Below are 22,173 nucleotides of genomic sequence, written 5' to 3' on the forward strand. Positions count from 1 at the left end.
ATGGCGCGTCCCACCGACTGGCACCACCTCGACCTGCACGACGACCCGACACCGGGGGATCCGCACGAGGTCACGCTCCAAGGCCGGCGGTACAAAACCTTCGTCGAGGACGTTTCCACGGTGCTGAAGGGTCTGCGCTCCGCCTCGAAGGACTCCGTCCTCCAGGACGCGGCCGGCAAGGCCATGGACGAGTTCAAGGACCGGATCGGCAGGCTGCCCGGCCAGTTGCAGAAGCTGTACGACTCGTACGACATGGTCGCGGACGCCCTGCTCACCTATGCGGGGAAGCTGGAGCACGCCCAGACGACGGCCGACCGCGCGCTCGCCGACGCCCGGACGCTGCGCGGTGACCTCTCCCGAGCACGGTCCCGACTGGCCGTCGCCACCTCGGCGGCGAACCGCGCCAAGTCCGCGCAGGACAAGCTGAGGAATCCCGCGGGCGACGCGCCACCGCCGGATGCGGAGCAGGTCCGTAGGGCGGCACGCGACGCCCGTCACGCGAACGAGACCCGGGAGGCCACGCAGGGTCAGGTGAACATCCTGAACGCCCAGTTGGCCGAGCTGAAGACGAAGGCGGAGGGTGCCGGCAAGGACCAGGACGAGGCTGCCAAGGAGCTGGTCAAGGAGATCCACGCGGCGTCCGACGCCGGGATCCACAACAAGAAGTGGTACGAGAAGGCCGGCGACTGGATCGGGGACGCCTGGAAGGTGATCGTGGTCGCCGCCAAGATCTTCGTGGCCGTCGCCGGAATCGTGCTGCTGTTCGTCGGGGGGCCGCTGGTGTGGTTCGTACTGGCAGCGGCCCTGATCGTGCTGGCGGACACCATCGCCGAGTTCGCCCGGGGCAAGGCAGGCTGGGGTGATCTCCTCTTCGCCGCGCTGGACTGCATCCCGGTGGTCGGCAAGTTGGCCATGCTGGCGAAGGCAGGCAAGATCATGGCCGGGTTCAAGATGGCGCTGCGGGTCAGGAAGGCGGAGGTCGCCTTCGCCCGCCTGATCAAGGTGTGGCGGATGGGCGAGGACTTCAAGGGCCTTGGCAAGGTCGCCTTTGCGTTCGCCAAGAGCGAGTTGAAGACAACGCTCAAGGACGCCCTGAACGGCGGCTGGGGCGAGATGCGGAGAAACGCGCTGGGCAACCTCACCGGCAACGTCATCGGCGCCGGCGCCGGCTCGCTGGTGGGCAAGGGGCTCGGCAAGCTGCCCAAGCTGATCAACGACAGCAGCCTGACCAACCTGACGCGCAGGCAGTACGCGAACCTTGCCATGACCTTGTCCGGCAAGAACCTGCTGGGCAAGGGGATCATCGGCGGCACCCAGGGCCTCGTGACCAGCGTCACCAGGGCGACCGTCAACACCGCCTTGTTCGGGCAGGAGTTCGACACGACCGGCGCACTGCTGGACACGGTCGGCGGCTACGGCAGCAGCGGCGTCGGGTACCAGCCGGGCATCGCGCCCGCCAAGGCTGCCTTCAGCGGCTGAGCTGCCGACGCGCCTCCTCGAACCGGGACATCGCGTTCCTCACCTGCACCCGGAAGTCGATGGCCCCGATGCTGCCGTCCTCCAGAATGTCGATGTGCCCGCTGGGTTCGGTGACTCGCCCGAGATGGGTACGCGCCAATTCCTGCGCGGCCGACCAGAGCGCGTCCGCGACGGCCTGCGGCGTCGACTCGTCGATCAGCGACCAACGATGGCTGGTCGTCAACCCCCCGTTCTTCAACTTGAACTTCATCGGCAGCCCGATGTCGGAGCTCTTGAACGTGCCGCGGCCCTCCCGCAGCAGCGTTCCCACGCCGTCGAGTAGTTCGTCGAGGGCCGCGAAGAGCACGATTCCCATGCCGCCGTCCGCCTGGCGGGAGCTTCTCGTGGTGGCTTTCCCGGAGCTGCCGCTGACATCGAGGTGTCCCAGGAAGGTGCCGTCGCTGACGTCGTCCTGGTCGGTGAGCGGGGTGAACGTGAACTCAGGCATAGGAACCTCGCTTCTGCACGCGGGCCACCTCCCTCGACTCCCCAGCCTCAACCGCCCGGGTGGGCGATGGCGGTCGCGGACGCGTGGGGGCCGTCTCCGGGGCGTTCGACGCTACCAGTGCGGCGCGAAGACGCTCTCGGCGAGGAGCGAGTGAAGCGAGGTTGCGGGCGCGTCCCGCGCGGTCATGCTGGGGTGTGGCCCTGCAGGTAGGTGCGTACGGTCTGGGGGAGGGGGGTGTTGGTGGTTTCTGTGAACGGGGTCCAGCGGATGTCTTCCGGTGGGAGGCGGGCGCCGTCCGACGGGGACTCGGTCAGCAACTGGCACACCACGGCGGACACCGTGTCCTGCGGCTCCAGAGTCTGGGAGCCGTCCACGAGGTAACCGGTCAGTTCGTAGACGACGCGGGCCGCGGTGGCCTCGGCAGTCTCTGCCGGTTCGGGGGTGCCCGAGGGCAGTCCCCAGCCGTCCGGCCGTCGCACCAGCAGCAGTCGGCCGTCGTAGCCGACGACCGCCTCCACCGCGCCCGCGGCAGCCCGCTCCAGCGTCATGGCTCGACCATCCCTTCCCCGGCGCCGTCCCGGCCGCCCGTCGGCGAGTGCCGTACGACCGGGTGCTGCACGCCTACCCGGGCCCGGCCGCAGAAACGCATGCGCAGCCGCCCAGAAATAGTAGCCATGGATATAGTAGCCATGTACTCTATCTGTCCATGAGCAAGGGTTCACCGGGCCCCACGCCCGGATTCCTGGTATGGCGGCTCGCCAACAAGTGGCGCGTCGCGGTCGATCGCGCGGTGGCTCCGCTGGGCCTCACCCACGCCCAGTACTCACTGGTCGCCTCGCTGTACGGCATGCAGCGCGCCGGGGAACGGCCCAGCCAGCGCCGGCTCGCCGACCACACCGGCCTGGAGGCGCTGTACGTCTCGAAGCTCGCGCGCGCTCTGGAGTCGGCCGGCCTGATCGGGCGCACCCGCGATCCCCGCGACCCGCGCGCCGTGCAACTCGCCCTCACCGAACGGGGCCTGACCGTCACACGGCAGGCCATCGAGGTGGTCCAGGAACTGCTTCAGCAGTTGCTCGAACCGCTCGGCGGCCTCGACGCCCCGCGGACACGCGCGTTCACCGACGAGCTGACGACCCTGCTCGACGCACCTCTCGCCCCACCCGTACCGAACGACGAGAGCACTCAGGGGACCACACCATGACCACGCCCACCTCCACCACCGCACCGGCCGCCGACTCCCGTGCCCTGGGCCTGGCCCACTACGCCGCCCGCGGCGTCCTGGAGCACGTCCTGGCCCGGCACGGCATCACCTTCCAGCAGCAGGTCGCGCTGCGCGCCGCCGTCACCGCCGACGCGCCGCAGACTCCGGACGCCCTCGTCACCCAGGTCCGGGACGCCCTCAAGGCCGACCCGGCCGACATCCGAGCCACCCTCGACGAACTGCTCACCAAGGGACTGCTCGTCGCGGACGGCGCGCACCTTCGCCCCACGACCGCGGGGCGCGAGCTGATCCCCGCGGTCAGCGCGGAGACCGCCCCCATCACCGCCCGCATCTGGGGCGGCATACCCGCCGAGGACCTGGCCGCAGCCGGCCGCGTCCTCGCCCTCGTCACGGAGCGAGCCAACACGGAACTCGCGGCGCTGACCGCCTCCGGGTGATGTGCGGTCGCCCGCGGGGGTCAGGGCCGAGCCCTGCTCTTCAAGCCCACTACGAAGGCGGCGAAGGTGACGACAGCTCGGGCGGGGCGGAGGGAGTGAGCCGGGTCGGGTGAAAGTTCTCCTGCGCACGGAACCTTCCGCGGGCATTGCACATCTTCGGGTGTGTAGGCGCGCACTGACCTTGCGCGCCGATACGTATGCGAGGGGAACCCGAAACTCCATGAACAGCAAGCTGACCGTCGTGGCCCTTGCGGCCGTCGTCGTCGCGGGCACTGCCGCTGCCGCCGTTCCGGCCTCGGCCGCCGCCAAGGCCGCACCGACCCGCTGTCACACCGCCGACCTGAAGGCCGGCTTCGCCCTGGGGGAGGACGCGAAGCCGGAGATGAACCAGACCGCCAAGCAGACCCAGGCGTACATCTGGTTCACCAACCGGAGCAAGCGCACCTGCACCCTGTCCGGCTTCGCCGGTGTCGACATGACCGGCGCTCAGAAGACCGACGGCACCTGGTCGCTGGCGCGCTCCTCCAAGAAGCCCGTGAAGATCACCCTGGAGCCGGGGGACACGACGGACTTCAGCATCACCTTGCTCCCGGTGGCCAAGTCCACGCCGCAGAAGGAGAAGTTCGTTCCGGCGAAGTTCCTGGTCACCCCGCCGAACGAGACGGAGCACTTCACCCTGAAGTGGCCGTTCGGCGGCCAGATCCTGAAGCAGGACGCCGCCACCCACCCGGCCACCTACCTCAACCCGGTCGGCCTGTAGCAACCAACGGGGCAGCCTCTGAGCTGTCCTCTCACTGAGAGCGAGACGGAAGGTACCGCGGTCGGCCGCTCGGATCGGTCGACCGCGGGAACCCGGCCGCCTCCAGGACCGCGGCGAAGAGACGTCCGGCTCACCCTGGTCGACCGGCTACCGGTTCCCTGACCGCACCCGGACCGCGCACACCACCGTCCACGCACTGCTGGACGTGGGACACAGCCGCCGCGCGATCCATCGCAGCTCCGCATGACCAGCCGCACCGTCAAGAAGTACGCCGACGCCACCAAGCCCGAAGACCTCTTCGCGGGTCAGTGGCAGAAGCGGTCCTCCTGATGGCGTCCCGTCGGGTGGTGCAGCCGATCAAGTCGCCGGAATCCTCAGGTCGGCGGTGGTGAGGAGTGAGGGGCGTGGTGTGGCAGCCGAGGGTGGTCAGGCGGGCTGGCCCATGGGGCGGATGGTCAGGGTGTTGAGGTCGACGCCCGCCGGCTGGTCGAGGGCGAAGCAGATGGCCTCGGCGATGGGCTGGGGAGGCAGGGCGAAGGGGGGAACGCCGGCGCCTTGCCAGAAGGGTGTGTCGATCATGCCGGGGTTGACAAGGGTGACACCGATGCCGCGGGTCGTGGCGTGCAGGCGCAGGTTCTCGGCGAGTCCGGTGGTGGCCCACTTGGTGGCCGAGTAGAGATTGGCGGGTGAGTTCTTCAGCCCGGCGACGCTGCCGATGAGCACCAGCCGTCCGCCAGTGGCCTCCAGGTGGGGCAGGGCGGCATGGGCCAGCAGGGCGGGGCCGAGGACGTTGGTGAGGACCATGGGCGACCACGACGTCGGGTCGCCCGCCCCGATGGAGTCACCGGACATGAATCCGGCGTTGGCCACCGCCGCGTCAAGGGCACCGAAATGCTCCACGGTTCGGGTCACCACCGACTCGGTGGCCTGCCAGTCCGCCGCGTCCGCGACCAGACCCAGCAGCCGGTCGGGGTGGCCGGCCTCGTCGAGGAACGTCTTCAGTTTGCTCTCGTTGCGGCCGGTGACCGCCACACGGTGGCCGCGGTCGAGGAGCAACCGCGCGGTGTGGGCGCCGATACCGCTGGTCGCGCCGGTGATCAGTACGGTCTTGCCAGTCATGGTCATGCTCCTGAGACGTGAATGAGGGGCGGCGGACGGCGGTGAAGAAGTGCCGTTCGAATCCGCCGACCCCAGAAAACCGGCGCCGTCACAGGCGGGCAAGGTCGCGTTTATGGGGGGTATAAACACAACCTCTTTATCGGCAGGGCCATGGGTAACCTGGACGAATGGAACCTCCGTCCGAAAACCGCGCCGGTGATCCCACCGACAACCGCTCGGAGATCCGCGACTTCCTCATCAGTCGACGCGCCAAGCTCGCCCCGGAGCGGGTCGGACTGCCCACCAGCCGACGCCGCCGGGTTCCGGGACTACGGCGCGAGGAGGTCGCGGCCCTCGCCGGCGTGAGCACCGAGTGGTACACACGGCTGGAGAAGGGCCACATCGGCGGGGTCTCCGAAGACGTGCTGGAAGCGGTCGCGCAGGCATTGCTCCTCGATGAGGACGAGCGCGCCTACCTTCTCGATCTGGCCAGAGCGGCTCGCCCCACCCGCCGCAGGTCGCACCGCCGCAAGGATGTCAAGATCCCGTCCCCCGTCCAATGGATGGTGGACTCCATGACCATGGCCCCCGCCTTCGTACGCGACGGCCGTCTGGACATCGTCGCCAGCAACGCGCTGTGCAGGGCCGTGTACTCACCGATGTTCGACAGCGACACCACCAGCGACCGCGGCTGCGCCAATTTCCCCCGTTACTTCTTCCTCGACCCCGGCTCCCGCGACTTCTTCGTCGACTGGGAGGAAGGCGCGAGGGCCACGGTCGCAGTGCTCCGCGCCGAAGCCGGACGTGAACCCCACGACCGGGCCCTGCGTGAGCTTGTCGGCGAACTGTCCACGCTCAGCCCCGACTTCAGCACCATGTGGGCCAGTCACGACGTCCGGATCCGTCACGAAGGCATCAAGCGGCTGAACCATCCCGAAGTCGGCCGTCTGGAGATGACCTTCCGCTCCCTGGACCTGCCCCTGCCGCAACGGGCCGTACACGACCTGATCATCTACACGGCCGAGCCGGGCACCCCCTCGGAGGACCGCCTCAAACTCCTCGCCAGTTGGACAGCACCGCGGGCCTCAGCCACGGAACCGATCCGACCGCCCCGCTGACCTCACGTGTTCATGAGGTGACTGTCCGGGGACTGTCCCGAACGGGGCTTCAGCCGTGCTGTGCCGCGTGTGCTGGAGCCGGTTCTGCTGGGCGTTGCGGGAGGGGCGGGCGGTTTCGGCGGCCCCGCTGCGTACGCCACGACGCCGGGGGTGCTCGCGCCGCTGATCCAGGCGGGTCGCTTGGAAGCCGGCGAAACGCTCTACTGGTCGCGCCCCCGGCTCGGAGTGCGCCACACGGCGACCGTGTTGCCGAACGGGTGGCTTCAGTTCGAGGGCAAGCCCTATCGCACGCCTTCCGGTGCGGCGGTCGCGGCGACGGGCGGATCGCAGGCTGACGGGTGGACCGCATGGCGCCGAGAAAAGGACAAGGTGATCATCGGGTCACTTCGCCAGTGAGTTGTGTTCATCTCGAACGTGCACTTGGCCGACCAACGGCGTCTTGTCGGGTGGCCGGTGTGGTCGTGGTGAAGCGCGTCGATTCTCGCGATGACGCGCACTATTTCTCGGCTGGAGCGGGCGCTCGGGGAAGGCGTAGCTCGAAGCATGCTCCGAGGGTCCGGGGGGTGAGGGTGAGGGTGCCTCGGTGGCGGTGGGCCAGGTCGCGGGCGATGGCGAGGCCCAGGCCGCTGCCGCCGTGATCGCGGGAGCGGGCGTCGTCGAGCCGGACGAAGCGTTCGAAGATGCGCTCGGCGTCCTCGGTGGGCACCCCCGGTCCGTCGTCGTGCACCGTGAGGACGACCCGGTCGTCCTGGTTCCGGACGGTGATCTGGATGCGGTGCGCGGCGTGGCGGACGGCGTTGTCGATGAGGTTGCGCAGCAGCCGTTCGAATTCGTTGGGGTTTCCGTGTACGTACGCGGGGGCGGTGCTGTCGCAGCTGAGGGTCAACGGCCTTTCGGCGAGGGGGTATTGCTCGGTCAGCCGGGAGGCGAGGGCCGTCAGGTCAACGGTTTCGGGGTCGGCTGTGGGGGTGCGGGTGTCGAGGCGGGCGAGGAGCAGCAGGTCTTCGGCGAGGGCCTGGAGGCGGCGGGTCTGCCGTGCGGCGGTGGTGGCCACGGCGGGCCAGTCGGTGCGTTCCCGGTAGGTGAGCGCGACTTCCAGGCTGGCCAGCAGTGTGGTGAGGGGACTGCGCAGTTCGTGGGCGGCGTCCGCGACGAAGCGGCGCTGCTGGGCGGCGGCGTTGTCGAGGCGCTGGAGGGTGCTGTTGATGGTGGTGGCCAGGATGGTGAGCTCGTGTCCCGTGGCGGGGACGGTGACACGTTCACGGGGGTCGCTCGCGGTGACCGAGGCGGTGAGGACGCGGATGGCTTCGACCGGCCGCAGCGCTCTGCGGACGGCGAAGTAGGTGACGGCGGCGATCAGTACCAGGCTGACGAGCCCGGCCAGGAGCAGCAGACGGTCGGTGATCTTGGTGATTGCCTCGGCTGTGTGCGGGAGCACCACTACATAGGCCCGCAGTCTGGCGTCGGGGGCGACGCCGAGAGCGGCGGCTTTGTCGCCGCTGAGTTCACCGGCCTCGATGTCGGCGGTCATGACCCGCTGCGTCCCGCCGGCCACACTGAATTTGTCCCGGGGGTTGTAGTGGCGGTTCACAGGTATGCGGACGGTGGTGACCGGCGTTCGCGCGGCCACCCCGCCTGTCGGCGGGGTGGGCATCACGTGGTGGGTGCCGGGATCGAAGTCCTCCATGCTTCCGCCGTAGGTGACAGCGGTGCGTCGGCCGGTCGCGACGACCTCGTACGGCACGGTGCTCGTGGAGTCGGGAATGACACCCCGGCGCAACTGTGCGCAGAGGGACGAGAGCTGCGTCTGGGCTTGTTCTTCGGCGATCTGCGTGCTCTGGCGGTAGACGTCGTGGTGTACCCACCAGCCGATGCCGGCCAGGATGACGGCGGCGGTCGAGGCGGCGGCCAGGGCCGCTCCGGCTCGTACCGACCGCGGCCACCAGCGGCGTCGCGGCTCAGTCGCGTCCACGGTCGTCCACCAGCCGGTAGCCGATACCCCGTACGGTCTGCAGGGACTGCCGGTGGAACGCGGCGTCCACCTTCTTGCGGAGGGCGCTGACGCGCGCCTCCACCAGGTTGGGGTCCCGGGCTTCGTCGGGCCACGCGTGATACAGCAGATCCGTTTTGGAGACCGCCTGGCCCGCCCGGCGGGCCAGCAGCTCCAGCACGGCGAACTCCCGGGGTGTCAGCTCCACCCGGACCCCGGCCCGGCGGCATACCCGGCCGGCGACATCCAACGAGAGGTCACCCACGGCAAGGACGGGCGGTACGGCCGCGACCGCTCGTCTGACCAGGGCCCGCAGCCGTGCGACGAGCACCGGGTACGAGAAGGGTTTCGCCAGGTAGTCATCGGCCCCCGTGTCCAGGGCCTCTGCCTGATCCCACTCTCCGTCCTTGGCGGTGAGTACCAGGATGGGGGTCGCGTTGCCCTCCCGGCGCAACTGGGCGCAGACCTTGTAGCCGTTGAGTCCGGGCAGCATCAAGTCCAGTACGACAAGGGCGTATTCGCCGGTCCGGGCCATCCACAGGCCCTGCCGGCCGTCATGGGCGAGGTCGACGCTGTAGCCCTCGGCGGTCAGACCGGTGCGCAGGGTGTGGGCAAGGTCCACCTCGTCTTCGACCACCAGGATGCGCATGTGATCCAGCCTCGCACAGCGCCGGCCCGCCTTCCTGATCGGCCGGTCAGGTTGGATCAGCATCCGATCAACGAGGTCCCGGCACGCTGGCGCAGTGTCTCCGCCGCTGCTGAAAGGCCCTGTCGCCGATGTCCCTCGATGAACGTGCCCCCGCCGTGGCCAGGACGGTTTCCCCTCCCGTACCCGTCCGTCGACGATCTCCGAGCCCGGCCAGAGCCGTTGTCGTCATCGCGCCCTTGTCGCTGACCATCGCTCTGGGGCTGTGGGGCATCCGCAGGAAGAACACCATGTGGGGGGACGAGTCCGTCACCTGGCAGCTCGCGCAGCGCGATCTTTCGCAGATATGGCACACCGCCCAGCACATTGATCTGGTCCATGCCCTCTACTACGCCGTGATGCACGAGATCTTCGGTCTCTTCGGCGGAGGGCTGCTGGCGTTGCGGCTGCCCTCTGTGCTGACGATGTCCGTGGCGGCGAGCGGAGTCGGGCTTCTTGGGCTACGCCTGGCGGGACCCCGTGCCGGGCTGCTGGCCGGGCTGGTGTTCGCGCTCCTTCCCCAGGTACAGAAGTACGCGCAGGAAGGCCGCTCGTATGCCATGGTCTGTGCCCTGGTGACCTGGGCCACCTATGCGCTCGTGGTCAGCGTCCCGCATCGCGACCGGTGGCGGTGGGCGGTGTACGGCTCCACCATGCTGCTGGCCTGTCTCCTCCATGAGTTCGCGGTCCTCGCCCTGGTCGCACACGGCGTCACACTGGTCGTCTCCCGTGTTCCACGACCGGTGCTGAGGGCGTGGAGTGTGGCCGCCGCGGGCATTGTGGCCGGGCTGCTGCCGCTGGCGATCCGCAGTGCGGGGCAGTCGGGGCAGGTGTCCTGGATCGGCGGACCGGTGCGGCCTAGTTATCTTCTGGTGGTGGCGGTCGTGGGCGTGGCGTGTGCCCTGGTGCCCCTGGAGAAGGGCGGACCCCTGCGGCTTTCCGCGCTGGCTGTGCCGATTCTTGTTCTTCCGGGCCTTCTGCTGCTGATCGCCTCACTGGTCAAACCACTTTTCGTCGACCGGTACGTGCTCTACAGCAATATCGGGATCGCCCTGCTGCTGGGCGCCTGCATGGATCACTTCCACCGGCGGCGGCGGTCTTCCCGCATCGCGTGGATCGCGGCGGTCGCCGTACTGGCCGCGCTCGTCCCGTCGAGCCTTTCGCTGAGGACGCCCCAGAGCCGGAGCAATGACGTCACTGCGATCGGCGCCGCCGTACGCAAGGAAGGCCGTCCCGGCGACGGGCTGCTCTATCTCTCCGGCCAGCAACGGATCCTGACCGCGGCCAACCCCGAGGACACCCGTTTCCTGACGGACCTGGCCCTGGCACAGGACCCCGTTTCGTCGAACACACTTGCCGGTGTCGAGCTTCCCGCCCAGGACATTGCGGCACGCATGCTGGAATTCGACCGGATCGTCGCGGTCCGCGCGGCGGGTGCGCACGCGCTGACCGACCCGCGGGAGGAAGCGAAGACAAGCACTCTGCGGCGCCACTTCCGCGAGTACGGAACAATCCATGTCAACGGGGCGCGAGTCACGGTCTATGTCCGAGTCCACGCCCGGTCTCCCAAAGCCGGTCCTTGATCCGAAGCCGGCTTTCAGGGCGGCGGTTGCACCATCTTGCGTCTGTGCCGCCGCCCCGTCGGTGATGCCCCCACTCACTTCGTTGATCAGTTCCGCATGGGGGGAGTGGGCCGAGCGGACCGGTCACCTTATGCGTGTGCTCTACGCGAGCGAGGCAGTCTTCAAGGCGTCGATGAATACGGTGAAGGCGGGGGTGGGGAAGGTGAGGACGGCTCTGGTGGGGGTCTTGGAGTCGCGGACGGCTATGAGGGTGTCCCGGTCGGCGACTTCCACGCAGGCGTTGCCGTCGCCGCCGCCGGAGTACGACGACTTCTTCCACGAGGTCAGGGTGCTCATGCCGGTCCTCACAGTTCCTTCGCCAACTGGTCGATGAGGTGACGCCGGTTGCCCGTGGAGGTCAGGGGTGGGGATGTTCCTTCAAGGCGTCGATGAATACGGTGAAGGCGCGGGTGGGGAAGGTGAGGACGGCTCTGGTGGGGGTCTTGGAGTCGCGGACCGAGGTGTTGAAGTGTGTCTGGGCTATCTCCACACAGGCGTTGCCGTCGCCGCCACCGGAGTAGGACGACTTGCGCCAGTGGTCGCGGTTGGTCATGTGTGCCTCACAGTTCCTTCGCCAGTCTGTGGATGAAGTCACGCGACCGGTCGGGGTCGAGTGACACTGGCTCCACTCTACGGAAATGCCTTCGGAACACGCCCAGTTGCGCTTCGGAGTCGATGAAGACCGTGCCGTGAGGGCCGTCCCGTACGACGGTGTCCAACTTCGGGACGGCGCCACCCGCATACACCATGGCGGCGCCCAGGTCGGCGAAGTGCTCCAAGTTGAAGGGGATCACGCGTACCGTGATGTGGTCGGCCTCGGACAGCTCCAGGACGCGAGCAAGCTGATGCCGTGAGGCGGCACGACTGCCCACCATCATGCGAAGCGCTGCTTCGTGGACCACGGCCTCGTACGGGACAGGCTGTGCCCTCTCCAGGATGACGCGCCTCTGCATGCGATGCCGCACCCGCAACTCCAGCTCTGATTCCGGGAGTTCAGGAACGCGAGACGAGAAGAGGGCCCGCGCGCAGTCCTCTGTCTGCAGAAGCCCTGGGACGTGCAAGAACTCCACGTCCCAACGGTAGGCGGCGTAGTACTCCAGCTCCGACAGGTCCAGGAACGACGTGGGTAGACGGCCCCGGTACTCCTCCCACCAGCCGCGTGTCCGATCGGCTGCCATTCCCGCAAGGGCCTCGATCAACTCGTTGTCCGTGCAGGCGTAGTGAGCCGCGATTCTGCGCAGGCGCGCCTCGCTCACGCCCGCGAGGCCGGCCTCGATCTGGCTCACCTGTGCGGAGTCGGAGCCCAGCAGTGCGGCGGCTTCACGTCCCTTGAGCCCCGCGGCCTCGCGCAGTTTCCGCAGCTCAGCACCCAGTCGCGCCTGGCGTGCGGTGGCCTGCCGTCTGCGTGGCATGGTTTCCTCCTCCGGGCCCAACTTCCTTCAGGCTGTGACTCGTTCGAGCGCCAGACTATGGCAACGACTTGCGTGGGACCAAAATTGGCCCCTACTGTCAGTGATGTGACGAACGCGAAGCGGAAGTGCACCGCTTCGTCCTGCCATGACGGCCGCGGCAATGCCACCGCTCGTGAAATCCCGCTGACCTCAACGGAGTTGATGCCGCATGCCCGAAACCTGGGACTACACCCTCTACATCCCCAACGACCTCAGAGCCGTCACGGTGTGCCGCCGCACGCTTCGGCTGATCCTCACCCTGCACGGGCTGATCGGCCTCGTGGACACCGCGGAGCTGCTGGCCGCGGAGCTGGTCTCCAATGCCGTACGGCACACGAAGGGGCCCGCCGCGCTCCGGGTGCGCCGCTCCCCGGAGGGCGTGGTGTGGATCGGCGCCTGGGACACAGACCCCGTGCCGCCACCTCCGCCACAATCGCTCTGTCACGCCGCCGAGTTGGAGGAGGGGCGGGGGCTCGCCCTGGTGAGGGCCTGCGCCGACTACTGGGGCTGGCGGCCCTCGGCCCGCTTCGGGGAGCGGGGGAAATACGTATGGTGCGAACTTGCGGTGGCCTGAAGCGGGACGGTGAACTCGGTGCGGTGGGGTTCCAAGGGCGTCGCAGGAGGCACCGCATGAACGACCAAGCGAGACGCGCCCGGTTCGGCGTCCACCTGGCGGGCCTGCGCAAGAGCGCGGGTCTCTCGCAGCGCTCGCTGGCGCTCCGGCTGTGCGTCACTTCCGGTATCACCACACTGACGCGCAACGAAGTCTCCCGGTGGGAGCGCGGCGGGCGCATCCCGGACGCGTGGTTACCGCCACTCGCGCAGGTGCTCGGGGTGCCGCTGGACGGCCTGGAGCGGGAAGCCGCGCGGGCCCGGGACGGAGCAGAGCCGCCAGGGTGCCCGGACCGCGAGCCGGACACCTACGTGCAGGACGCCGTGGGGTGGCTGCTCGCCCACGACAACCGCCACGGCGGGGACCACGTGGCGGACGCCGCCGTGCAGGTGTGGGAGGCCGAACGGGGCCGGATCATGGGTGAGGACAAGCAGCACCTCGCCCAGGTGGCGGAGATCGGGGAAGTAGCCGGGTGGCTGCTCCACGACGCCGCCCGGTTCCGCGAGGCACGCGCCACACTCGCGGAGGCGCACACCCTGGCCCGTCTTGCCGGGGACGGCCCGCTGGAGTGGTTCATCCTGGACCTGATCGCCATGAACGACGTGCACACCGGCCGCGCAGGTGAGGCTATGGCGATCACGGACGAGTTGCTGACCGGCCGGGAGGTGCCCGGCCGCGTGGCGCTCATGGCCCGCGTACGGCGCGCGCGCAGCCTCGCGCAGGCCGGAGACCGGACGCGCGCCCTGGACGCCCTGGAGCGGGCCGCAGGGGGACTCCAGGACTCCATACAGGCCAACGACCCCGCATTCACGTGGTGGATCGACGCCACCGAAGTGGGCCTGCACACCGGGGAAACGCTGCTGAGCCTCGGAGACCCGCGCGCGGCGCTGCCGCACCTCCAGCGCAGTTCGGCGGCCTCTCACGACGGGGGCCGCCGTGAGTTCGGCAACGTGCTCGCGGAGTTGACCGTTCTGGTACGGCTCGGAGCGTGGCGGGAGGCCGAAGCGCCGCTGCTGCGGCTCGAACCGATCGTGCGCGCGGTCACATCGTCCCGGACCCGCGTTCGCCTCCGGTCCACGCTGCGCGCCATCGACCGGGACGCCCCGTCATGGCTCGCGGACGCCGCGCACGAGGTGGCGGCTGCCGGATAGGTCTTACGCAGCAGGAAGTTCCGCTCAGACAGCAACAGCAACAGCAACCGCCGCGCTGCGGGCGCCCCTATGCGCTGAGCAGATGTCCGTGATCGTGAAGCAAGGTGCGAACCTCGGGCACTCCCTCAAAATCCCGGAGCCGTTGAAGTACGACGCGAGCCCGCGACGCAGTGCGTTCGCTCGTCATGGCCACCGATGCGGAGACGACACGTCGGGTTTCCTCGGCTGCTTGCTCCGGTTCGTTGGCGTCGGCAAGGGCCACGGCAAGCCATGAGCGGTACAGGACGACCTCTCGTGCGTGCGTGGCGTCGTACCGACTCAGAACGTCAGCCAGCAACGGAACCGCGCGCAACGGACGGTGCAGTTCGGTGAAGACCCGCGCGTCCATCACCTCAAGCTCTTCCCTGCTCACCCAGTACGCCCACTGGGGCGCCCTGTCATCCGCTTCTGTCAGCGCGTCGTGCGCCTGCCCGAGCGCCTGCATGGCGGGTTGCGGCTCTCCGACGCGCGTATGAGCCCACGCCACGCGGTCGAAGAACAGCGCACGCGTCTTGGCAGGGGCGTCCCGCCCGGCCTCGTCCACGGCCGCACGGGCGAGATCAAGCCCGGCGCGCTCGTGCCCGGTATTGCTGAGCTGGTAGGCAAGGCTTCCTGCGAGGTTCGCAACCAGTGCGGGATCACCCGCCTGCCGTGCCGCTTCGATCCCGATGCGATACGCGCGCTCAGCCTGTGCGAGCTGCCCGGCGTCACTGGCGATCCATCCAGCGATCTGGGCCAGTTCACCGACCTGGGCCAGCAGCGCGCCGGCGACGGCTTCAGTGTGCGTGCTCTCGCGGTACAGCCGCATTGCCGCATCGAGTTCCCGGAATACGGGCGCCAAGAGATCGCCCCCGGTCAGCACGTCGTCAGCGAGTCGGAAGCCGTGCACGCGGGCGGCGAGGCGTGCCACGTCATCGCCGCCGACGCGGCGGCCGATCGGGGTGGCCAGTGGTGTCAGCGAATCACCTGGCGGGATCAGCTCCGAGAGGACCGCGGCGGCCCCGAACGGAGGCACGCCCAACTCGCCTCGGGCGTAGGCAGCGGCCCGTTCCAGCTCGACGGCAGGAGCCCCGAGGACTTCCGCGATGAACGGGAGCCAGGATTCCGGAATGCGTTCTCCGCGCTCCCATCGGGAGACGTCGTTCCGCGTGAGTGACCGCGTGTCCGAGACCGTGCACAGCACGGCGGCAAGCTGTCTCTGACTCTTATGAGCATCGCGCCTCAGCCGTGCCAAGTACGCCCCGAACTGCCGTCGCCGTTCAGTCGTCACCCGCCGGCCCCCTCTCCCGTCCAGTGTGGCCCCTCCCTGGCCCCCTGCGCGGCTCCTCTCCCCGTTCTGCCCCGAACGATTCGATGGGGCTTCCGGACATGCCGGACCCCCGCGACCGTGGCGACGGCCCGGGGGCATGGCCAACGCTTTGAGGGAGCGCCGACACATGCAAGCTACAGCCCGCCCGCCTGCCGTGGCAGGACAGGATCAAACCCCGCCGGACGTTGCCACGATGCGGGCCACGGCGGCCCTGCTGCTCGGCCCGGATGACAACCCCGACGTCCTGCCCCCGGCTCCTGCGGACGTGGACACGCTCACCTCCGCACCATGAGGAGGCCGCCAGTGGGCCGGGCTGGGCTTACTGGGCGCATTCCGGTTGCGCCGAGTTGGTGCCTGCGGGCTTCGCGTCGGTCGCCGTGGCCTGCGCTCAGGCGAGGGCCGGGTATATGCAGTCCCGGAGGCAGAAGTCACGGTGAAGGCTGCCGTGAACCGCCCTGTGGACAGCGGCGTCTGGGACACCGATCCCGAGCCGCCGCCTCCGCTTCAAACCCAGGTACGGGCAGGCGAGTTGGAGGACGCATGCGTGCGGTGTGAACTCGCGTCGGCCTGAGGAGAGGCGGCTCACCCCAACGGAGTTGTCCCTGAAATTGCCCGGAAGTGTCCGCGGTCGGTAACAGACGCATCCCCCGGCCGCCGTCCGTCGTCCTGTCATGTGGTCGGAAGGCGGCCAACGACCGGCGAGTAACTGCGGGAAGGCGGGGCGGGCATGACACGGCACGGCGCGAAGCGGGGCTGGTACGGCAAGGTGGTCGGGGCGGCGCTCGGGGTGACGGTGCTGGCCGCCGGCGCCTCGGTGTGGACCGCGCAGGCCGGTGCCGCGGGCAGCCCGTCGTCGCATGCCACCGCGTCGCCCACACCGGGCGGTGACATCACGCCGGTGGAGGTGAGCATCGCGCACGCCTCGGACAAGGGGGAGCGCGGCGTCAACATCACCATCGACGACGGCCCCGACCCCGTATGGACCCCTCAAGTACTCGACCTGCTGCGGGAGTACGGGGTGAAGGCCACCTTCTGCATGGTGGGGACGCAGGCGCAGGCCCACCCGGACCTGGTGAAGAAGGTGGTGGCCGACGGTCACCGGCTGTGCGACCACACGGTGTCGCACGACACCGCCATGGACACCAAGTCCCACGCGTACCAGTCGCAGCAGATCCTCGACGCCGAGCGCATGATCACCGAGGCGTCCGGGGGCGTACGGCCGATGTACTACCGGGCGCCCGGCGGGGCCTTCACCCCCTACAGCCGCAAACTGGCCGCCTCCCGGGGCATGCGCCCGCTGGGCTGGAACGTGGACACCAAGGACTGGGAGCTGCCGGGCACGGACGCCATCGTCGCCACCGTCGAGCGGGAACTGCCCAACGGGCCGACACTCCTCTTCCACGACGCGGGCGGCGACCGCTCCCAGACCGTCGAGGCCCTGCGCCGTATCCTCCCCTGGCTCAAGCAGCAGGGCCGCTCCTTCGGCTTCCCGGTGCGCTGAGCCCCGGCCCCCGGCCCCGCGGGTCACGTCTCCCGGCCTCGCGAGCTACACCTCCCGGTATCGCGGGTTACGCCTCCCGGCCCCATTGGCTACGTCTCACGGGTTACGCCTCCCGGCTCCGCCGGCTACGTCTCCCGGTCTCGCGGGCACGCCACCCGCCCCCGTCGGCTACGCCGCTCGGCCCTGCGGGCTACGCCAGGAGACCGCCCTGGCCTCGCCGACTACGCCACCCCCGGCTTGCGGGCCAGGACGAAAGCCCGGGGGAGTTTCTGCTCGGCCCCGGCCCCGGCCTCGGGCTCGCGCAGGACGCGGGCGTGCGGCTCAAGCCCCGCCGCCGCGAGCAGACCGCAGACGGTCTCCGGCGTACGCCAGTGACAGTCGAGCGAGATCTCGTGGCCGAAGCGCTCGGTGAGGCGCGTACGGCCGTCCCGGTCGCCGGAGTCGCCGGAGTCGCCGGACTGGAAGCCCAGCAGCACCTGGCCGCCCGGCACCAGCGTGCGATGGATCTCCGCGAACACGGTCGGCAGATGGTCGTCGGGCACATGGATGGTCGAGTACAGCGCGAGCACGCCGCCGAGGGTCCCGTCCGGCAGGTCCAGGCGGGTCATGGAGCCGACGTGGAAGCGGAGGCCGGGATGTGCCTCACGGGCCAGCGCGACCATGCGCGGTGAGAGGTCGATCCCGAACACCGGCACGCCCAGCGCGTGCAGCCGGGCGGTGACGTGTCCGGGGCCGCTGCCGAGGTCGGCGACCGGGGCGGGGCCGTTCGCCCGCACCAGTTCGGCGAAGGCGGTGAGCAGGGCCACGTCCAGCGGGCTCTCCGAGAGCCCGTCGGGGACGCGGGCCGCGTAGTCCCGGGCGATGGTGTCGTAGGCGGAACGGGTGGCCTGGAGGAAATCCGGGGTGGGATCGGTCACGTCGGCGCACGCTACCGGCGCCGGCGCCCGCCGCGCGGAGGTTTCGGTGGGTGGACGCCCCGGCCCCGGGGAGGCCCGACGTGGTATCCGTGGAGGGAGCAACCGTTGGGTTCATGATCGACACGGTCGGCGGACGGGCGAGTTTACCCACCTTTGTCGACGGCTATGCGGCCAGTGGCCAGATTTTCTTCGCCTAACGGGCTGAAGTTTTGTTGATCGAGGGGTAGTTGACCGGCCGGTCGGCATACCCTTCAGAGGGTGAACCAACTGATGTCCACAGAGTCCGAGGCCGATCTTCCCGAGGATGCCGTGCTCCCCGGCACGCTGAGCGAGGCGCTCTACGCCGAGCTGGTGGCGTTCCGGCGCGACCTGCACATGCACCCCGAACTCGGCAACCAGGAGTTCCGTACGACCGCGGCGATCAAGGCCCGGCTCGAACAGGCCGGTCTCGAACCCCGCGTCCTGCCCCTGGGAACCGGTCTCGTCTGTGACATCGGCGTGACGGAGGCAGCCGCCCCCGCATCCGCCCCTGCCTCCGCCCCCGGGCCTGCCACCGGCGCGGCCCCCGCCTCGGCCTCCGGGCTCACCCCCGACTCCGCGCCCACCCCCGGCTCCGCCTCCAGGCCCATCCCCGGCCCCCTCCTCGCCCTGCGCGCCGACATCGACGCCCTGCCCATCCCGGACTCCAAGAGCGGGTGCGCCTACCGCTCCACCGTGCCCGACCGCGCCCACGCCTGCGGGCACGACGTGCACACCACCGTGGTGCTGGGCACCGGCCTGGTCCTCGCCGAGCTGCACCGGCAGGGCCTGCTGCCGCGGCCCGTCCGGCTGATCTTCCAGCCCGCCGAGGAGGTGCTGCCCGGCGGCGCCGCCGACGCCATCGAGTCCGGCGTGCTCGACGGGGTGGGGCGGATCATCGCCGTGCACTGCGACCCGCGGGTGGACGCCGGCCGGATCGGGCTGCGGCAGGGCGCGATCACCAGCGCCTGCGACCGGCTGGAAGTGGCCCTCGACGGTCCCGGTGGACACACCGCCCGGCCGCATCTCACCACCGATCTGGTGACCGCCGCGGCCCGGGTCGCCGTCGATGTGCCCGCGCTGGTGGCCCGGCGGGTGGACAGCCGCGGCGGGCTCGCCGTGACCTGGGGGCGGATCGAGTCGGGCCACGCGCCGAACGTGATCCCGCAGCACGCCGAGTTGTCCGGCACCGTGCGCTGCCTGGACCTCGCGGCCTGGCGGCTGGCCCCGGACGTGGTGCACGCCGCCATCGACGAGGTCGCCACCCTGCACCGGGCGAAGTCGGAGATCACCTATGTGCGCGGGGTGCCGCCCGTCGTCAACGACCCGGCGATGACCGAACTGCTACGGGACGCCATGGTCGCGCGGCGCGGCGCGGAGTCCGTCGAGGGCACCGAGCAGAGCCTGGGCGGCGAGGACTTCTCCTGGTACCTGGAGCATGTGCCGGGCGCCATGGCCCGGCTCGGTGTCCGGCCGCCCGGGGAGCGCCAGGTGCGCGATCTGCACCAGGGCGACTTCGACGTGGACGAGTACGCCATCGCGGTGGGCGTGGAGCTGTTCACCGCCGCCGCCCTGCTCGACGCGGCACGGTAGCGCCGCGGACCGAAGGGGTGCCGGATCGGTACCCCTTCGTCCCCTTGTGTCACCCGGGCGTAACCGCTGAAGCATGGTGGTAACCCAGGGGCGGCACGAATCGATAACGGCCGGGCGCAATCCCGTTCCCCTCCCCTTCTACGCGCGTTACTGTGCGCCGACATCGCCACCAGAGGCGGCACATTGGGGAAGAAGCGGACCGGTGACGGTGCCGTGGGGACAAAGGGGTGCTTGCTGTGCGTCTGATCTCTCGGAGGACGAGGTTCTCCCACGTTGCGGCCACCGTCGCGGTCGTCGCCCTCGCGGCCGCCGGTTGCGGCAAGTCCAGCAGCGATTCCGCCGGTTCGTCCGACGACGGCACGTACTCGGGCAAGGGCATCGGCCTCGCGTACGACATCGGCGGCAAGGGCGACCAGTCGTTCAACGACGCCGCCTACGCCGGTTTCCAGAAGGCGGAGAAGGAATTCAAGATCGGCGGGCGGGACATCGAGCCGCAGGACGGCGAGTCCGACGCGGACAAGGTGCAGCGCCTGGAAACCCTGGCCAAGCAGGGCTACAACCCGATCATCGGGGTCGGCTACTCCTATGCCCCGGCCGTCAAGGAGGTCGCGGCGAAGTACCCGAAGGTCACCTTCGGCATCATCGACGACGACACCATCAAGGCGAAGAACGTCGCCGACATGGTCTTCCACGAGGAACAGGCGTCGTATCTGGCGGGTGTCGCGGCGGCCAAGACCACCAAGAAGAACCACATCGGCTTCGTCGGCGGCGTGGACATCCCGCTGATCCACAAGTTCGAGGCCGGGTTCATCCAGGGCGCCCAGTCCATCAACCCGAAGATCAAGATCGAGAAGCAGTATCTGACGCAGACCGCGCAGGAGGGCGGCTTCTCCAGCCCCGACAAGGGCAAGGACGCGGCCAACGGCCAGGTCGAGGCCGGCGCGGACGTCATCTACCACGCGGCAGGGCTCTCCGGGCAGGGCGTCATCCAGGCCGCCGCCGAGCACAAGGTGTGGGCGATCGGCGTCGACTCCGACCAGTACGGGCAGAGCGCGCTGGCCAAGTACAAGGACTACATCCTCGGATCGGCCCTGAAGAACGTCGGCGGAGCCGTGTACGACCTCGCCAAGTCCGTCGTCGACGGCAAGCCGCTCAGCGGCGAGGTGCGCGGCGACCTCAAGTCGGGCGGGGTGGGCTTTGCGGACAGCAACCCGAAGTACCAGGCGATGAAGGACGTCGTCGCCGCCGTGGACAAGGCCGAGCAGGACATCGTCGGCGGCAAGGTGACCGTCAACACCCAGTGATCAGGCGGCGCTGACGCGGCCCACCCGGCCGCGCGGACATCGTCGCAGCGTGCGCCCCTTGCCGACGGCAAGGGGCGCGCCGCTGTGTGTCATTACGGCCCCGACTGCGGCCACAGCTCGGTAACGGACCGGACAGAAGGGGTTTTCCGTCTGGTCTACGCGCGTTACGCTGCGGCGGAATCAGCGCCTGGTATGGGCGCTTGCACGAAGGAGTCTCGTTCCATGCGCCGGGTGTCCCGTATAGCGGTTGCAGGCGTTGCAACCGCAGCCCTCGCCGTCACCGTTTCCGCCTGCGGCAGCTCGTCCACCTCGTCCAAGGACGGTGGGGAGTCCAAGGGTATCGGTCTGGCGTACGACGTCGGCGGCAAGGGCGACCAGTCGTTCAACGACGCCGCCTACGCCGGCCTGCAGAAGGCCGAGAAGGAGTTCGGCGTCGGCGGGCGGGACATCGAGCCGCAGGACGGCGAGTCCGACGCGGACAAGGTGCAGCGCCTGGAGACGCTGGCCAAGCAGGGCTACAACCCGATCATCGGGGTCGGCTACTCCTATGCCCCGGCCGTCAAGGAGGTCGCGGCGAAGTACCCGAAGGTCACCTTCGGCATCATCGACGACGACACCATCAAGGCGAAGAACGTCGCCGACATGGTCTTCCACGAGGAGCAGTCCTCGTACCTGGCGGGCGTGGCCGCGGCCAAGACCACCAAGAAGAACCACATCGGCTTCGTCGGCGGCGTGGACATCCCGCTGATCCACAAGTTCGAGGCGGGCTTCATCCAGGGCGCCCAGTCCGTCAACCCGAAGATCAAGATCGAGAAGCAGTATCTGACGGAGACCGCCCAGGAGGGCGGCTTCTCCAGCCCGGACAAGGGCGAGAACGCCGCGAACGGCCAGATCGACGCCGGTGCCGACGTCGTCTACCACGCGGCGGGTCTGTCCGGCCAGGGCGTCATCAAGGCCGCCGCCGAGCACAAGGTGTGGGCGATCGGCGTCGACTCCGACCAGTACGCGCAGTCCGCGCTCGCCAAGTACAAGGACTACATCCTGACCTCGGCGCTGAAGAACGTCGAGGGCGCGGTGTACGACCTCGCCCAGTCCGTGATCAAGGACAAGAAGCCGCTCACGGGCGAGATCCGCGGCTCCCTGGACAACGGCGGCGTCGGTCTCGCGGACACCAACCCGACCTTCAAGGGCAACGCCGACCTCCAGGCCGCGCTCAAGAAGGCCGAGGACGGCATCAAGAACGGCAGCATCAAGGTCAAGACCTCCTGACCGAGGGTCCCGGCGTTGTCCGGGGCATGGTCAAAAGAGCGCTGTAATGGCAGCGTTACGGCCACGGAACGGGGTGCGGGGAGGATGACCTCTCCGCGCCCCGTTCGCAC

At 69.4% G+C, this 22,173-nt stretch carries 23 protein-coding genes; 13 read left to right on the forward strand and 10 right to left on the reverse strand.

The genetic code is table 11. The features are described from left to right. Window positions 1-1,479 (forward strand): putative T7SS-secreted protein, encoded by a 1,479-nt coding sequence (locus AC27LF_RS18710; RefSeq protein WP_479657144.1) that lies wholly within the window; start codon window positions 1-3, stop codon window positions 1,477-1,479. Here the strand turns inward: AC27LF_RS18710 and AC27LF_RS18715 are convergent. Together AC27LF_RS18715 and AC27LF_RS18720 are read right to left on the reverse strand one after the other, a co-directional pair. Further along, window positions 1,469-1,966, reverse strand: coding sequence for a hypothetical protein (locus tag AC27LF_RS18715; RefSeq protein WP_479657145.1), 498 nt, complete (start codon window positions 1,964-1,966; stop codon window positions 1,469-1,471). The two genes, AC27LF_RS18710 and AC27LF_RS18715, sit on opposite strands and share 11 nt — an antisense overlap. A gap of 182 nt (window positions 1,967-2,148) precedes the next feature. Then, the gene (locus AC27LF_RS18720; protein ID WP_479657146.1) at window positions 2,149-2,514 is read right to left on the reverse strand and encodes an NUDIX domain-containing protein; all 366 of its coding nucleotides are present in this window, start codon (window positions 2,512-2,514) and stop codon (window positions 2,149-2,151) included. A gap of 158 nt (window positions 2,515-2,672) precedes the next feature. Between AC27LF_RS18720 and AC27LF_RS18725 the strand changes: the two genes are divergently transcribed. From AC27LF_RS18725 to AC27LF_RS18735, 3 genes are all read left to right on the forward strand, one after another. Next, a complete protein-coding gene (locus AC27LF_RS18725) occupies window positions 2,673-3,167 on the forward strand; it encodes a MarR family winged helix-turn-helix transcriptional regulator (RefSeq protein ID WP_479657203.1) in 495 nt (164 codons plus the stop codon). Next, complete coding sequence (locus AC27LF_RS18730; protein ID WP_479657147.1) at window positions 3,164-3,625, forward strand: MarR family transcriptional regulator; 462 nt, start codon at window positions 3,164-3,166, stop codon at window positions 3,623-3,625. Before AC27LF_RS18725 ends, AC27LF_RS18730 begins: the two co-directional genes overlap by 4 nt. Before the next feature lie 220 nt (window positions 3,626-3,845). After that, on the forward strand, window positions 3,846-4,385 hold the full coding sequence (locus tag AC27LF_RS18735; protein ID WP_479657148.1) for a DUF4232 domain-containing protein: 540 nt from the start codon (window positions 3,846-3,848) through the stop codon (window positions 4,383-4,385). A gap of 426 nt (window positions 4,386-4,811) precedes the next feature. Here the strand turns inward: AC27LF_RS18735 and AC27LF_RS18740 are convergent, their stop codons facing one another. After that, window positions 4,812-5,504 (reverse strand): SDR family oxidoreductase, encoded by a 693-nt coding sequence (locus AC27LF_RS18740; protein ID WP_479657149.1) that lies wholly within the window; start codon window positions 5,502-5,504, stop codon window positions 4,812-4,814. 167 nt (window positions 5,505-5,671) lie between these two features. Here AC27LF_RS18740 and AC27LF_RS18745 point away from each other — a divergent pair, with 167 nt between their 5' ends. Together AC27LF_RS18745 and AC27LF_RS18750 are read left to right on the forward strand one after the other, a co-directional pair. Next, window positions 5,672-6,601, forward strand: a complete 930-nt coding sequence (locus AC27LF_RS18745) for a helix-turn-helix transcriptional regulator (RefSeq protein ID WP_479657150.1) — start codon at window positions 5,672-5,674, stop codon at window positions 6,599-6,601. Between the two features lie 69 nt (window positions 6,602-6,670). Next, window positions 6,671-6,997, forward strand: coding sequence for a restriction system modified-DNA reader domain-containing protein (locus AC27LF_RS18750; RefSeq protein WP_479657151.1), 327 nt, complete (start codon window positions 6,671-6,673; stop codon window positions 6,995-6,997). 100 nt (window positions 6,998-7,097) lie between these two features. Here the strand turns inward: AC27LF_RS18750 and AC27LF_RS18755 are convergent, their stop codons facing one another. Together AC27LF_RS18755 and AC27LF_RS18760 are read right to left on the reverse strand one after the other, a co-directional pair. Continuing rightward, entirely contained in the window at window positions 7,098-8,573 is a 1,476-nt protein-coding gene (locus tag AC27LF_RS18755) for a sensor histidine kinase (protein ID WP_479657152.1), read from the reverse strand. Then, complete coding sequence (locus tag AC27LF_RS18760) at window positions 8,560-9,240, reverse strand: response regulator transcription factor (RefSeq protein ID WP_479657153.1); 681 nt, start codon at window positions 9,238-9,240, stop codon at window positions 8,560-8,562. Before AC27LF_RS18760 ends, AC27LF_RS18755 begins: the two co-directional genes overlap by 14 nt. A gap of 128 nt (window positions 9,241-9,368) precedes the next feature. On the opposite strand from AC27LF_RS18760, the gene AC27LF_RS18765 reads away from it, so the two are divergent. Then, on the forward strand, window positions 9,369-10,859 hold the full coding sequence (locus tag AC27LF_RS18765) for a glycosyltransferase family 39 protein (protein WP_479657154.1): 1,491 nt from the start codon (window positions 9,369-9,371) through the stop codon (window positions 10,857-10,859). 141 nt (window positions 10,860-11,000) lie between these two features. On the opposite strand, the gene AC27LF_RS18770 is transcribed toward AC27LF_RS18765, so the two are convergent. The 3 genes from AC27LF_RS18770 to AC27LF_RS18780 all read right to left on the reverse strand — a co-directional run bounded on the left by AC27LF_RS18770 (window position 11,001) and on the right by AC27LF_RS18780 (window position 12,310). Beyond that, window positions 11,001-11,195 carry a DUF397 domain-containing protein gene (locus tag AC27LF_RS18770; protein WP_479657155.1) on the reverse strand — a complete coding sequence of 65 codons (195 nt, stop codon included), beginning with the start codon at window positions 11,193-11,195 and terminating at the stop codon, window positions 11,001-11,003. A 61-nt stretch (window positions 11,196-11,256) separates the two neighbouring features. Next, window positions 11,257-11,451 (reverse strand): DUF397 domain-containing protein, encoded by a 195-nt coding sequence (locus AC27LF_RS18775; RefSeq protein WP_479657156.1) that lies wholly within the window; start codon window positions 11,449-11,451, stop codon window positions 11,257-11,259. Window positions 11,452-11,458: 7 nt separating this feature from the next. Beyond that, a complete protein-coding gene (locus tag AC27LF_RS18780) occupies window positions 11,459-12,310 on the reverse strand; it encodes a helix-turn-helix domain-containing protein (RefSeq protein WP_479657157.1) in 852 nt (283 codons plus the stop codon). A 208-nt stretch (window positions 12,311-12,518) separates the two neighbouring features. On the opposite strand from AC27LF_RS18780, the gene AC27LF_RS18785 reads away from it, so the two are divergent. Then, a complete protein-coding gene (locus AC27LF_RS18785; protein ID WP_479657158.1) occupies window positions 12,519-12,923 on the forward strand; it encodes an ATP-binding protein in 405 nt (134 codons plus the stop codon). Between the two features lie 56 nt (window positions 12,924-12,979). Next, on the forward strand, window positions 12,980-14,113 hold the full coding sequence (locus tag AC27LF_RS18790; protein WP_479657159.1) for a helix-turn-helix domain-containing protein: 1,134 nt from the start codon (window positions 12,980-12,982) through the stop codon (window positions 14,111-14,113). Between the two features lie 67 nt (window positions 14,114-14,180). Here the strand turns inward: AC27LF_RS18790 and AC27LF_RS18795 are convergent, their stop codons facing one another. Further along, a complete protein-coding gene (locus AC27LF_RS18795; protein ID WP_479657160.1) occupies window positions 14,181-15,422 on the reverse strand; it encodes a helix-turn-helix domain-containing protein in 1,242 nt (413 codons plus the stop codon). Window positions 15,423-16,188: 766 nt separating this feature from the next. Here AC27LF_RS18795 and AC27LF_RS18800 point away from each other — a divergent pair. Beyond that, window positions 16,189-16,962 (forward strand): polysaccharide deacetylase family protein, encoded by a 774-nt coding sequence (locus AC27LF_RS18800; protein ID WP_479657161.1) that lies wholly within the window; start codon window positions 16,189-16,191, stop codon window positions 16,960-16,962. A 221-nt stretch (window positions 16,963-17,183) separates the two neighbouring features. Here the strand turns inward: AC27LF_RS18800 and AC27LF_RS18805 are convergent, their stop codons facing one another. Continuing rightward, on the reverse strand, window positions 17,184-17,879 hold the full coding sequence (locus tag AC27LF_RS18805; protein WP_479657162.1) for a class I SAM-dependent DNA methyltransferase: 696 nt from the start codon (window positions 17,877-17,879) through the stop codon (window positions 17,184-17,186). A gap of 270 nt (window positions 17,880-18,149) precedes the next feature. Between AC27LF_RS18805 and AC27LF_RS18810 the strand changes: the two genes are divergently transcribed. The 3 genes from AC27LF_RS18810 to AC27LF_RS18820 all read left to right on the forward strand — a co-directional run bounded on the left by AC27LF_RS18810 (window position 18,150) and on the right by AC27LF_RS18820 (window position 22,063). Continuing rightward, window positions 18,150-19,490: an amidohydrolase gene (locus AC27LF_RS18810; protein WP_479657163.1), complete on the forward strand. Its 1,341-nt coding sequence runs from the start codon at window positions 18,150-18,152 to the stop codon at window positions 19,488-19,490. Between the two features lie 245 nt (window positions 19,491-19,735). Further along, entirely contained in the window at window positions 19,736-20,794 is a 1,059-nt protein-coding gene (locus AC27LF_RS18815; RefSeq protein ID WP_479657204.1) for a BMP family lipoprotein, read from the forward strand. Between the two features lie 222 nt (window positions 20,795-21,016). Then, on the forward strand, window positions 21,017-22,063 hold the full coding sequence (locus AC27LF_RS18820; protein WP_479657164.1) for a BMP family lipoprotein: 1,047 nt from the start codon (window positions 21,017-21,019) through the stop codon (window positions 22,061-22,063). Window positions 22,064-22,173 lie beyond the last annotated feature (110 nt).

The organism is Streptomyces diversicolor, from assembly GCF_057537855.1.